Origin of the sequence: Halorussus lipolyticus (genome assembly GCF_029338375.1) — an archaeon.
Lineage (GTDB): Archaea > Halobacteriota > Halobacteria > Halobacteriales > Haladaptataceae > Halorussus > Halorussus lipolyticus.
Window position 1 is genome coordinate 911,610 of sequence record NZ_CP119804.1, and the last position, 11,880, is coordinate 923,489.

The 11,880-nt window shown below is 65.7% G+C and carries 15 protein-coding genes; 4 read left to right on the forward strand and 11 right to left on the reverse strand.

Going from position 1 to position 11,880, the window contains the following annotated elements:
- Nucleotides 1-179: 179 nt before the first annotated feature.
- Nucleotides 180-917, reverse strand: a complete 738-nt coding sequence (locus P2T57_RS04645; RefSeq protein WP_276301317.1) for a 3-oxoacyl-ACP reductase family protein — start codon at nucleotides 915-917, stop codon at nucleotides 180-182.
- Nucleotides 918-1,008: 91 nt separating this feature from the next.
- On the opposite strand from P2T57_RS04645, the gene P2T57_RS04650 reads away from it, so the two are divergent.
- Both P2T57_RS04650 and P2T57_RS04655 read left to right on the forward strand, forming a co-directional pair.
- On the forward strand, nucleotides 1,009-1,590 hold the full coding sequence (locus P2T57_RS04650) for a DUF2391 domain-containing protein (RefSeq protein WP_276301318.1): 582 nt from the start codon (nucleotides 1,009-1,011) through the stop codon (nucleotides 1,588-1,590).
- 118 nt (nucleotides 1,591-1,708) lie between these two features.
- On the forward strand, nucleotides 1,709-1,864 hold the full coding sequence (locus P2T57_RS04655; RefSeq protein ID WP_276301319.1) for a hypothetical protein: 156 nt from the start codon (nucleotides 1,709-1,711) through the stop codon (nucleotides 1,862-1,864).
- Nucleotides 1,865-1,895: 31 nt separating this feature from the next.
- Here P2T57_RS04655 and P2T57_RS04660 read toward each other — a convergent pair whose 3' ends face one another.
- The 3 genes from P2T57_RS04660 to P2T57_RS04670 form a co-directional block, all read right to left on the reverse strand.
- Nucleotides 1,896-2,321 carry an RNA-binding protein gene (locus tag P2T57_RS04660; protein ID WP_276301320.1) on the reverse strand — a complete coding sequence of 142 codons (426 nt, stop codon included), beginning with the start codon at nucleotides 2,319-2,321 and terminating at the stop codon, nucleotides 1,896-1,898.
- Nucleotides 2,322-2,367: 46 nt separating this feature from the next.
- The gene (locus P2T57_RS04665) at nucleotides 2,368-2,991 is read right to left on the reverse strand and encodes an archaellin/type IV pilin N-terminal domain-containing protein (RefSeq protein WP_276301321.1); all 624 of its coding nucleotides are present in this window, start codon (nucleotides 2,989-2,991) and stop codon (nucleotides 2,368-2,370) included.
- Nucleotides 2,992-3,091: 100 nt separating this feature from the next.
- A complete protein-coding gene (locus tag P2T57_RS04670) occupies nucleotides 3,092-3,280 on the reverse strand; it encodes a DUF1918 domain-containing protein (RefSeq protein ID WP_276301322.1) in 189 nt (62 codons plus the stop codon).
- A gap of 417 nt (nucleotides 3,281-3,697) precedes the next feature.
- Between P2T57_RS04670 and P2T57_RS04675 the strand changes: the two genes are divergently transcribed.
- Entirely contained in the window at nucleotides 3,698-4,261 is a 564-nt protein-coding gene (locus P2T57_RS04675) for an NUDIX domain-containing protein (protein ID WP_276301323.1), read from the forward strand.
- Nucleotides 4,262-4,269: 8 nt separating this feature from the next.
- Here P2T57_RS04675 and P2T57_RS04680 read toward each other — a convergent pair whose 3' ends face one another.
- From P2T57_RS04680 to P2T57_RS04700, 5 genes are all read right to left on the reverse strand, one after another.
- Complete coding sequence (locus P2T57_RS04680) at nucleotides 4,270-5,091, reverse strand: hypothetical protein (RefSeq protein WP_276301324.1); 822 nt, start codon at nucleotides 5,089-5,091, stop codon at nucleotides 4,270-4,272.
- Between the two features lie 50 nt (nucleotides 5,092-5,141).
- Nucleotides 5,142-5,873: a hypothetical protein gene (locus P2T57_RS04685; RefSeq protein ID WP_276301325.1), complete on the reverse strand. Its 732-nt coding sequence runs from the start codon at nucleotides 5,871-5,873 to the stop codon at nucleotides 5,142-5,144.
- A 138-nt stretch (nucleotides 5,874-6,011) separates the two neighbouring features.
- Nucleotides 6,012-6,473: an aspartate carbamoyltransferase regulatory subunit gene (gene pyrI, locus P2T57_RS04690; protein WP_276301326.1), complete on the reverse strand. Its 462-nt coding sequence runs from the start codon at nucleotides 6,471-6,473 to the stop codon at nucleotides 6,012-6,014.
- Nucleotides 6,470-7,384 (reverse strand): aspartate carbamoyltransferase, encoded by a 915-nt coding sequence (pyrB, locus tag P2T57_RS04695; protein WP_276301328.1) that lies wholly within the window; start codon nucleotides 7,382-7,384, stop codon nucleotides 6,470-6,472. Before pyrB ends, pyrI begins: the two co-directional genes overlap by 4 nt.
- Nucleotides 7,385-7,448: 64 nt before the next feature.
- Nucleotides 7,449-7,958, reverse strand: coding sequence for a GNAT family N-acetyltransferase (locus P2T57_RS04700; RefSeq protein WP_276301329.1), 510 nt, complete (start codon nucleotides 7,956-7,958; stop codon nucleotides 7,449-7,451).
- A 404-nt stretch (nucleotides 7,959-8,362) separates the two neighbouring features.
- On the opposite strand from P2T57_RS04700, the gene P2T57_RS04705 reads away from it, so the two are divergent.
- Nucleotides 8,363-9,325 carry a DUF368 domain-containing protein gene (locus tag P2T57_RS04705; RefSeq protein WP_276301330.1) on the forward strand — a complete coding sequence of 321 codons (963 nt, stop codon included), beginning with the start codon at nucleotides 8,363-8,365 and terminating at the stop codon, nucleotides 9,323-9,325.
- 12 nt (nucleotides 9,326-9,337) lie between these two features.
- Here P2T57_RS04705 and P2T57_RS04710 read toward each other — a convergent pair whose 3' ends face one another.
- Both P2T57_RS04710 and P2T57_RS04715 read right to left on the reverse strand, forming a co-directional pair.
- Nucleotides 9,338-10,489 carry a Cdc6/Cdc18 family protein gene (locus P2T57_RS04710; RefSeq protein ID WP_276301331.1) on the reverse strand — a complete coding sequence of 384 codons (1,152 nt, stop codon included), beginning with the start codon at nucleotides 10,487-10,489 and terminating at the stop codon, nucleotides 9,338-9,340.
- A 4-nt stretch (nucleotides 10,490-10,493) separates the two neighbouring features.
- Nucleotides 10,494-11,879: an anaerobic glycerol-3-phosphate dehydrogenase subunit C gene (locus P2T57_RS04715; RefSeq protein ID WP_276301332.1), complete on the reverse strand. Its 1,386-nt coding sequence runs from the start codon at nucleotides 11,877-11,879 to the stop codon at nucleotides 10,494-10,496.
- Nucleotide 11,880: the final 1 nt, after the last annotated feature.

Sequence of the window (11,880 nt, forward strand, 5' to 3'; positions counted from 1 at the left end):
TCTCGCGGTTGGTTCGCGCATCGTCTCTCGCGGTTGGCGCGCGCAGAACCTCGCGCAAGCGCGCGGTAACGCGCGCCGGCACACGCCGTACATCAATATGTACTGGCCTAAAGCAATCTTGCGCTTGCCTTCGACTACGAAACGACCGTTCGAGACGACGGAGAATCGGGTAATTACTCTCAGCGCATCAGTTCGCCGCCGTTGACGTTCAGGGTCTCGCCGGTGACGAATCCGGCGTCTCGGAGGTAGGCCGCGGCGTCGGCGATGTCCTCGGGTTGGCCGAACCGCTCGACCGGGATGTTTGCCATCTCGTCGCGCTTCTCGTCGTCGGTCCGGTCGGCGGTCATGTCGGTCTCGATGTGGCCCGGCGCGATGGCGTTGACCCGGATGTCGGGCGCGAAGTCGCCGGCGTGACTCTTGGTCAGACCGAGGAGACCGGCCTTCGACGCCGCGTAGTGGCACTCGACCGGCGCGCCGGTATAGGCCAGAATCGACGAGACGTTCGTGACCGAGGGCGTCGGGGCGGCGTCCGACTCCTTCAGATGGGGCAGGGCGGCCTTCGTGACGTTGAACGCGCCGTTGACGTTGGTGTCCATCACGCTGTCGAAGTCCTCGGGCGAGAGGTCCTCGGTGTGGACGTGCTGGTCCACCCCGGCGTTGTTGACGACGTGCGAGAGGTCGCCGAAGGCCTCGACTGTGGCGTCCACGAGGTCGGCGGCCTCCTCGGGGTCGCCCACGTCGCCCCGGACTGCGACGGCCTCGCTGTCGGTGTTCTGCTGGATGGTCTCGGCCACGGCCCGCGCCTTCTGGGCGCTGGAAACGTAGTTGACGGCGACGTCGTAGCCGTCGCGCGCGAACCGCTCGGCGATTGCCCGGCCGATACCCCGCGAGGACCCGGTGACGAGTACTGCTGGCATACCCCAATCACGGCACGCCGGGGACTTGGCAGTTGCGTCTCCGCTCGTGCAGACCTCGGCGTTTATGCCCGCCGGGCGTCATGCGACTGCCATGAGCGATTCCGGTTCGGCGACCCCACCCTCCGACCCGCCCCACGAACCCGAGTTGTCCGACCTGTTGGACGAACTCGAAGAACTGGAGGAGACCGTAGACGACCCCGACGAGCGCCAGCAGGTCCGGGAGACGATTCGGGTGGCCCGCCGGGTCCAACCGACTCCGTTCGGCCGGGTCATCCGGGGGTTCGACCGCCACGACGCCTCGGAGGCGCTGGTCGGGAGCGTCCTCATCGGCGTGCCGATGCTCGCGGAGGGCGGCACGCTCGAAATCGGCGCGTTTCTGGCGCTCCACCCGGTGTCGTTCGTCGCCACCGTCCTCGCCACTATCGGCCTCGTCGTGGGCGTCCTCTACGTCGCGGAAATCCAGCAGGTCGAAATTTATCGGCCCTTCTTCGGCGTGATTCCCCGGCGACTCGTGGGCGTGCTGGGGATTTCGTTCGTCACCGCAGTCGCGCTGATGACCGGGTGGGGGCGAATCGAGTGGTCGGACCCGTGGCTCGCGCTCTGTCAGACCACCGTCGCGTTCGCGCCGATGTCGCTGGCCGCCGCCCTCGGGGACATCCTGCCGGGGTCGTAAGCCCTCCTGCGATTCCGCGCTCGTCGGAGAACGTTTCAGCCGTCCGTAACGTCGGCACAAAGTATATCTGCGTGGTGCGGGTATTGGTATCTGTTCACACGGATTTCCGGTGAGACGTATGATAGAATGTCCACACTGCGGTTCTGACCTGAATCGTCGGACGAAGACGCAGACGCGGCGCAACGGCGAACCACTCGGGAGCAAATCGACCGGTTCGGAACTCGTCTCCTGCCCGGACTGCGACGAGATGATAGACGGGTTCACGGCCCACTGACGGGACCCTCCTCTTTTTCGTCGAGCAGAAATCAGAGCGAAGACAGCGCCTCGCGCGCGTTCTCGACGGCGGCCTCCTTGTTGGCGGGGTAGGCCTCGACTTTCGCCCGGAAGGTAATGCCCTCGCCGAGTTCGGCCTCGCCACGGTAGGCCGACTGCTTGTCGAGGCGCAGGAACATCGCGCAGTTGTCGTTCACGCGCTGGTCGAGTTCGTCCAGCAAGTTGTCGGCGTCGGGGAGTTCGGCCACCTTCGAGAGGACGTGGCGCATCTCGTCGGCGTTCTCGACGCGGGCCGAGAGGACGAGAATTCGGTCGCCGTGGTGGCCCTCGCTGGTCGCGCGCTCGATTTCGAACTCGTCGGGGAGGTAGGTCCGCAGGGCCTGCTCGACGCGCTTGTCGTCCTCGGTCGCGTAGCAGAACGCCCGCAGGTCGATGTAGTGAAACGGAACTTCGGCCATCAAGAGACGGTAGAATCCCCGGACGGAAAAAGGCGTTTCGTTCGGTTCAGACCGTGACGGCGTTTTTCTGCGAGAGCGATTGCGGGACGGTCACGCGGTAGAGCGTGACTGCGCCGTGCTGGGTGACGATTCTGACCTCGGCCTCCTCGCCCTTCTCTAGACCGTCACCGTCGTCGTCGAGGAGGACGGCCGGAATCGTGATTCGGAACCGGTCGGTCTGGTCGGACAGCACCGGCACGGTGTGACCGGGGTCCTGAATCGGGCTAATCTCGAACTCGTCGCTCGCGGGGTCGATGACGTAGTTCCCGCCCGCCATGGTGGCGTTCTTACCGACGAGCGTCTCGGCGGTGTCGGGTCCTATCCACTCGATGGTCGCCGCCGAGAGATTCACGTCCTCGGACCCCGACCCGCGCATCACGGTCAGGTTCACGTAGTCGACGTGAGCGTCGTCGGTGACGTTCCCGTAGGCGCTGACGACCTGCGCCCGATTCGAGACCTGTGCGCTGGACTCCTGACCGGTCTGTTCGGACTTGGTTTGGAGGAACCCGGCGGTGTTGACAAGGACGCCGGCGGCAATCGCGGCGACCAGCACCATAGCGATGAACACGATGAGCGTACCGATACCGACCTGTCCCCTGTCGGGGAGTCGCTTCTGCAGTGAGATGTCCATACTCCTAAATACGAACAAATGTATTTATTTCTTATGTATGTCTGACGCACGCTAGATGCGTCACTCGTCGGGCAGGCGTCGGAAAAAATCGACAGTGGGTCTACTCGTCGTCTTCGACGGCTTCCAGCGCGTCCTCGGGGATGCCGGTCTCTTGGCCGTCCTCGAAGCTGACGGTGTAGGTGCTGTCGCCGAACATCGTGTCCATCACTTGCGTAATCTGACCCTCTTGGCCGTCGTACTCGCTGTGCTCGTCGTGCAGGATGACGCTGTCGTCTTCCTCGAAGCTCATGCGTCGGAATAGCCCGGCGGCCGGTAAAAACGACCCGGTTCGGGGACGGCCGAGCAAACAGTCGGCGCTCCGCTCGGAGACCGGTCGTCACGTCGTCGTCGGTCCGACGGCCGACGAGCGAACCGTCCTCGAAAGAAACAATTACAATTTATAGACGTGTATAAATAATTCCTTCAGACCATTATATGATTGTCTGTGGGCCAGTACTCGCCACCTACTCTCGGACCATCACCCGGATACTTCGGCCGTGACGAGCCACGTCCCGTCGCTCGATTCCCGCACGGGCCACCGGGCGACCGAAGGCTTATTCGGTCGCCCGGAATAGCTTCTTGGTATGATTTCGCGCTCTCCGTCCGCCGTCCGTTCACCGTCAGTCGCCAGTCGTTCGCCGCCGGTCGTCACCCGGTCGTCGCCGCGATGACGACGGTAGACGACCTGTGGTATCTCACCACGCAGGCCGAACAGCAGGCCGAGCAGGTGTACCACCGTCTGACCGACGCCTACGACGACTTTCTCGAACGCACCCACAGTCGGCGAGTCTCGCGCTCGCGGTTCCGGACGCTGGCCGAGCGCATCGCCGAGTTCGGCGCACCCTACGGCGCGCACTCGGTAGTCTACCGGCCCTCGGGCGAACTCCTGTTGGTCTGGCACGCCGGCGTGGACATGTGGGTCGTCCCCGGCGGCGAACCCGACCCCGGCGAGTCCTTCCGCGAGGCCGCCGAGCGGGAACTCGCCGAGGAGGCCGGCGTCTCTGCCCAGTACGACGGCCTCGCGCTGAACGTCCGGGTGGACATCCGGTGCGACGACTACTCGACGTGGGGTGTCCTCCCGCTGTTCGAGGCCCGCCCCGAGGACGACCCGACGCCCGAACCGGCGGACCCGGACGGTGAAATCACCGAGGCGGCGTGGTTCGACGACCTGCCGGAGAACACCCGCGACCGGGACGACCTGCGGGCGTGGCGGGAGTTCGCGCTGGAGTGACGCCGGCGTCAGCCGTGAGAAACGCCGTCGCCGGCCTCGGCCTTCTTCCGGCGGAGCGCGGCCCGAGCGTTGCTGGCGTCGTAGCCGAAGAAGACGTTCTCGGCGTACTCGTCGGCGACTTCGGCGGCGTGAATCAGGTTGTCCACGTCAACGTCCACCGCGTAGAGTTCGACGCTGAAGGGGGTATCCAGCGCGTCCTCGAACCCGCTGGCGATGGTTTCGAGCCAGTAGGTCGTGGTGTAGGCCATGTCGTAGAGGGGCACGACGAACTCGTCCACGTACTCCGAGAGGGCGTCTAAGTCCAGTCCGGCGCGCTCGTAGAGGTGGCCCGGATACGGGTCGGGGTAGAGCGTGAGATAGGTCTTGCCCGGAATCCGGTCGGTGGCCTCGGCCACGAACTCGGTAATCACGTCGGCGCGCCACTCGAATCGGTCCTCGAAGTCGCTCTCCTCGAATCGGGCGGTACAGCGGTCACAGTAACAGTACTCCGCGCGCGGGAAGCCAACGTCGTCCAGTCGCACGTCGGGGTTGACCTCGGCGCAGTCCGAGACGATTTCGAGCAGGCCCTCGCGGTAGTCGTCGCGGGTCGGGCAGACGTAGGCCCAGTCGAAGTAGGGCCGCTCGCGGGTCGCTCGCTCGCCCTCGTCGCTGACCGGCGCGAGGTCCGGGTCGGCCTCGACTGCGGCGTTGTCCCCGAAGCACGACACCATGCTCACCCCCGACTCGACCGGTTCGGCCGACCGACCGGTCACGTCCTTGACCTCCAGAAAACTCAGGTCGAACTCCGGCCAGTCGAGTTCCTCCTCGTTGCGCGTGACGACGCCGAACATACCCCGACTTGGCGGGCCGACTGGGTAAGTGGTTCGTTCTCTGGCGCTCGCTATCCTCGACTGCACCCCTTCGGTAGACTCCCGTCGGTCAGTCCGGGTTGCTGGACGCCGCCGACCGACCAGTTCGACGCCGCGCCCTTGATGACGAGGGCCTCGCCGACCGTGCCGTTCTGCACCGTGATGTCGGGATTTTCATCGCCGGCCTGCGGAGCAATCGAGGAGTTCCCGGCGGCCTGCGACCCGAGCGTGGCGTTGCCACAGAGGAAGGCGGCGTCCACCACGATGCGGTCGATGACGACGCCCGAGACGGTCTGGTTTTTGGTCCAGTGGCGCTCTAAGGTCCGGTTCTCGACGTTGGGGTCGATGAACCCGCCGCCGGGGATGGAGAGAATCGACTTGTTCCGGATGACCAACTTTCGGGCGGTCACGCTCTTGAGTCGCCCGCGCTCGATTTCGAACTGGCCGACCGACACGTTCGACAGCGTGACGTTGGCCCGCGACCCGTTTTCGGTCGTGGCGTTCCGAATCAGGACCTCATCGACCGTGGCGTTCACCACCGTCGAGTTCCGCAGGAGCCACGTCTCGATGGTCACGTTGTTGAGCGACACCTTGTACTGGGCTATCGGCCCGCCGGTCCGGTGGATTGGCTCGTCGGTCACCCCGACTCGGTCCGCCGGGGCGTTTCGGTCGGCCTCGGCGTCCGCGATGCCCGCGACCGGGGCGACTCCCGCGAACAGAACCAGCGCCGACAGTGCGACCGTAAGCGTTGCTCGTGTACTCATTCCCAGAGACGTACTCCGACGCGGAAGATAAACGAAAACGACCGTTCTGACCGTTTGGAAGCGTAACGAAACGTTTCGGGCCGAGTAGCGGCCGCTTATCCCGACTCCGCCGGGAGCGCCGCCAGCGCGAGGACGCCGCTACTTGACTGCGATGTGGGCCGCGAGGTCCTCGCGGACGATGGTCTCGCAGTACTCGCACCGAACCCCCTCGTCCAGCACGTCGAATTTGGTCTCGACGGGTTCGTTGGCGTTGGTGATGCAGTTGTGGTTCGGACACGACAGCACGCCGACCACGCGCTCGGGGCGTTCGAGGTACTGCTTCTCGACCACCTCGTACTCCCGGATGATGTTGATGGTGGCCTCGGGCGCGATGAGCGACAGCACGTCCACCTCGTCTTGGCTGAGTTCGCGGCCCTCGACCTTCACGATGTCCTTCTGGCTCATCTGGTCGCTCGGGATGTTCATGCCGACGCTGACCGTCTCGCCCGCCCGGCCGTCGATGCCGAGGATGGCGAGGACGTTGAGGGCCTGTCCGGCCCGGATGTGGTCGATGACGGTGCCTCGGGGAATCTTGCTCACGCGGAGTTGGTGGTCGCTCATCGGTTGTCCTCCAGCATCCGGTCGAGAAGCGCCATGCGGACCGGCACGCCGTTGTGGGCCTGTTCGAAGTAGGTCGCGTACTTGGTGTCGTCAACCTCGGGCGCGATTTCGTCCACTCGCGGCAGGGGGTGCATGACCGTCAGGTCGTCCTTCGCCGATTCGAGCGTTTCGAGGTCGATGCCGTACTCGCCCGCGACCTGCTGGTACTCGTTCTCGTCGGGGAATCGCTCGCGCTGGATGCGGGTGACGTACAGCACGTCGAGCGCGGGCAGAATCTCGTCGAGTTCCGTATGCTCGCGGACCATCGCGCCCGACTCGTGGAGGTCGTAGCGCACGCTCCGGGGCAGTTTCAGGCTCTCGGGGCTAATGAAGTGCTGGTCCGCGTCGAAGTTGGTCAGGGCGTTGGCCAGCGAGTGGACCGTCCGGCCGTACTTCAGGTCGCCCATGATGCCGATGGTGAGGTCGTCTAAGCCGGCGTTCTCTCGGATGGTGTAGAGGTCCAGTAGGGTCTGGGTCGGGTGGTGGCCCGCGCCGTCTCCGGCGTTCAGGAGAGGCACGTCCACGAACTCGCTGACCATCTTGGCCGCGCCCTGACTCGGGTGGCGCAGAACCATCGCGTCGGCGTAGCCCTCGATGACGCGGGCGGTGTCGGCGAGGCTCTCGCCCTTCTTGACCGACGAGGACTCGACGCTCCCCATGTCCACGATGTCGCCGCCGAGGCGCTTGATTGCGGTCTCGAAACTCATCTTGGTGCGGGTACTCGGCTCGAAGAAACACAGGCCGAGGATGGCGTCGTCGTGGCGGTCGGCGAACGCGGCCGGGTCGGCGTCGATTTCGGCCGCGCGGTCGAGGACCGCCTCGACGTTCTCTCGGGAGAGTTGTTTGGCAGTTATGAGGTGGTCGTGCCGCATTGGTAGTGTATCGGGAGCGAGTGGGCCTTGAATCTCTCGGAGTGAGTCGAGTCCGAGGCCAGAATTATCGCTCGTCCGACACCTGCGCGACGTAGGTGTAGCCCTGCGTCCCGATGCGCTCGTCGTAGAACTCGCCGGTCCGGTCGTAGCCCGCCGACTCGTAGAACGACACGGCGCGGTCGTTCTCGGCCATGACGCCGAGGAGGACGCGCTCGCCGCCCCAGTCGGCGATGGTCTCCTCGGCGCGGGCGAGCAACTGCTGGCCGATTCCCTCGCCCCACCGTTCGGGCGAGACGTAGAGTCGCCCGAGGTCGTAGACCGCGGGGTCGTCGTCGCTCGGCCGGGCCGAGACGAATCCCACCGGGACCCCGGCGTCGTCCACTGCAACCGCGAAGACGGTTTCGTCGTCCTCGATTTCGGCCCGGAAGCTCTCGGCGTCGTAGTGGTCGCCGAGGAAATCTTCGACGGTCTCCTCGCCGATTATCGGCGCGTGGGCCTCCTTCCACGCCCGGCGGGAGACTCGCTGGAGCGCGTCGATGTCGGCGGGTCTGCCCCGTCGAATCTCGATGGACATACCGGGGGTTCGCTCGCGGGGAAAATAGTGGTTCGGGAGGCGTAGCGGCGGGATGCAGGGGCCGCGCGCTGGCGTTCAGTGCGGTCGCCTGAGCGGCCTCTATTCGGAGCGAATGGAGAGCAGAGGATACGTCGCTTCGAAAGAGTCTCGCCATCGCAAAAACCTCCGATTTTCGAACGACTACGTTCGGTGAGACCTCGTGCTGTTGGGCGTGACTCGCTGTGTCACGCCAGCGCAGGCCGGAGTAGCAGTCACTGCAACCATCAAGCAATAAAAACAATTGCTTAGAAAACAAATATCTATGCTAGAGTGCGTCTGAATCACTCGAACGTCGGAGTCAATCGTCACGCGCTCGTCCCGAGAAAGCAAACCGTTTTCCGGCCCGTCATCGTACCACACGCCGAATGAAACGCTGGCTCTCCATCTACCTCAAGGGCGTGTTCATGGGTGCCGCGGACGCCGTACCCGGCGTCTCCGGCGGTACCATCGCGCTGATAACCGGTATCTACGAGCGACTCGTCGGGGCCATCGCCGCCTTCGACCCCCGCGTGGTGGCCGACCTGCTGAGGGCCTACAATCCCGAGGCCCGCGGGCGAATCGCGGGGATGCTCCGCGAGATGGACGTGGCGTTCCTCCTCGTTCTGGGGAGCGGAATCATCACCGCCGTCGTCGCAGTGACCGGTCTCCTCGAACACGCGCTGGAAGCGTCTCCCGCAATCGTGTTCGCGTTCTTCGCGGGCCTGATTCTGGCCTCGGCAATCGTCCTCTGGAGCGAGGTCGGTCTCGACACGCCCGGTGAGATTGCGGCCGCAGTCGTCGGGTTCGGGGTCGCCTTCGTCGTCGCGGGCATCTCCGCCGAGTCCGGTCTCCCCCACGCGGTGCCCCTGCTGTTCGTCGCCGGGGCGCTCGGCATCAGCGCGATGGTCCTACCGGGCGTCTCGGGGTCGCTCCTGCTCTTGCTCCTCGGCCAGTACGAGTTCATGGTCGGCGAACTGCAGGGCTTCATCGACGCGGTGCTGGCGGGTGCGGTCGATACCGCGCTCGACTCGCTGGTCAACATCTCCGCCTTCCTTGCTGGCGCGGCGGTCGGCATCCTCACCTTCGCTCGGGTCGTGGAGTGGGCGCTGTCGAACTACCACCAACTCACCCTGACCTTCCTCGTGGCGCTGATGGTCGGCGCGCTCCGCTACCCCGTGGCCGAGGTGATAGCCGAAACTTCAGCGTGGACTCCGAGCCACACAGCCAGCGTCCTCGTCGCGGGTCTGGTCGGCGCGTTCGCGGTCCTGCTGGTTGATTACTACACCGACGACTTGGAGTACGTCGAGGACGACCCCACCGACCCGACGCCGGCACCCCGCAACGACTGAGAACCGGCGGAGCTACGTCCGGCGCTCGGCGTCTACCCGGCGGAACACGGCGACCGGGAACCGGGGTTCGACGCGACTCGGGTGGCGGCCGCTCCCCGCGGACGAATCGGCCGCAACTCGTTCGAGGACGTTCCGCTCGGCGAGTTCGTAGAGGAACCGCTTGACGGTCGCCGGCGATAGGTCCGACCCCTCCGCAATGGCGCTCGCTGTGTCGTCTATCGGCGGAATCGGGTCGAGCGCCACCAGCGCCGAGAGGACCGCCCGGCGGTTCTCGGGCAGGGCGAACACTCGCCCGACGTGGACGCTGTTCTCCGGCACGCCGTCGATGCCGGCGTCCACGTCGCTGGCCCGGATTCGGTTGGCACCGTCGGCCTCGGCCCGGTCGGCCGCGCCGAACAGCGCCGCCAGCGCGTCGTGTGCATCGCCGGTGGCCCACTCGGCGACTCGCCGGGCCTGCCCGTGCCCGAGGGCGTTGCTCGCCAGCGCCTGCGAGACTCGTTCGGTCAGGATGTCCACCAGCGCGTGCTGGCGGTACTCGGGCACGTGGACCGTCTCGGCGCTCCAGTCGTCGGGGACCGACCGGCCCACCGCCACGACTGCCACGTCGTCCGCGAACGGCGCGAACCACTGCCGGAGTTGGGCCTCGGAGGGCGAGTCGGGGTCCGAAACGTGGTCTACGGCGACGACCGCGGTTCTGGTCGGCGAGGAGAACTCCTCGACGACCCGGTTCCGGAGCGTCTCGGTCCCGACGCCTCGCCGGGGAACTGACTCCTCGACCACGGAATCGAGGAGCGTGTGGTAGAATCGGAACTCGCTGGTGGTGCGGTAGGCGTCGAGGTGGACGAATTCGACGGAATCGGTCGCGGTCCCGGCCCGCGTCGTCGTCCCGATTTGGCGGTGGCGCTGGCCGAACTGGTCGTTGAGGTGGGTGAACAGCGCGTTCACGAGCGCCGACTTGCCAGCGCCCTTCGGCCCGTAGATTGCGAGGTCTGGCGGGAGTCGCTGGTCGAACACCGGGTCCAGCACGTCCAGCAGTCGTTCGAGGACCGGTCCCCGGCCGACCGGGTCGGGCAGGTGGACCGCGGGGTTCAGGGGACTCAGGTCCACCAGCAGGTCGTCGTCCCGTGCGGTCTGTCGGCGTGCGATGCGTTGTTCGAGGTCCATGCTCTCAGTCGCTCCTCTCGACCAGCGCCTCGGCCATCACTTCGAGGGGGTGGCGAATCTCGTAGCCCGTGCCGTGTTCCATCTGCATCGCGCAGGTCGGGCACTCGGTCATACCGGTTTCGGCGTCGGCGGCCTCCATGTGGTCGAACATCTCCGCGCCGATTGCCATAGAGGTGTCGTACTTCTCCGCTTTCCACCCGTAGGTGCCCGAGATGCCCGAACACGACTCGCCCACGTCCTCGGCGTTCGCGCCGTCGAGGCGGTCCAACATCTCGATGGCCTGTCCGTCAACGCCCTGATTCCGGGCGTGGCAGGGCGCGTGGTAGGCGAAATCGGCGTCGTCGGCGAGTTCGGCGGATTCGAGTTCGGCCGCCAAGTCCTCGTGGAGTCGCAGGTACTCGACGGCCTCGTAGGTCCGGCCAGCGACGCTGGCGGTGCCCTCGAAGTCGAACAGTTCGGGGTACTCTTGGCGGAGCGACAGCGAACAGGAGGTGCAGGAGGCGATAACGTCCGCGCCCTCCTCGATTGCGGCCGCGAGTTCCGAGACGTTGGTCTCGGCCGCGCGCCGGGCGTCGGCCAGCATCCCGTTGGCGAACATCGGCGTGCCCGAACACTTCTGGGGCGGGACCATAATCTCGTAGCCGAAGTGTTCGTAGAGGCGGACCATCGACTTGCCGACCTCGGGGGTGTTGTAGTTGGAGTAACACCCGTGGAAGTAGGCGACGCGCTTGTCCGCCGACTCGACTTTTGCGCCGCCGCGCTCTGCTCGCGCCTTCCGCGCTCGCTTTTTCGAGGCGGTGTTGCCGCCTCGCTTTTCCCACCACTCCCGAAACGTTTCGTGGGCGAACTCCGGGAACTCGCGTTCGCTGGTGACGCCGAGCAGTTTCTCGCCGACCGACTGGACCAGCGAACTGCCCATGAAGAAGTTGGTGAGTCGGGGGACTTTGCTCCCCAACTCGGCGAAAAAGCGGTAGTTCGACAGCATCCGATTCCGGACGTACTCGCGGGATAGCTTCTCCATCTGTTCTTCCACGAACGCGCCGCGGGCCGTGTTGTGCATCTGGCTCAGGGGCACGTCGGAGGGGCAGGCCGAGTCGCACCGCATGCAGTTCGAGCAGGACATCACCGAGTCGTCGATGTCGTGGTCGTCCTTGCGCTTGAGACGCCACTGCTCGGGTCCCTGAAACTTCGGGCCGGGGAACTCGTCGTCCACCTCGGCGACCGGGCAGTTGGTGTCGCAGGTCGAACACTTGTAGCAGTCGTCGCTCCCCGGCCGGAGGTCCATCTCCTCGCTCTCGGGGAACACCTGCACCGGTTCGAACTCGTCGTCTTCGATGGTCTCCTCGGTTCTCGCGTCGTGGGGGTCTCCCCCGCTCTCTGCGTCACTCATG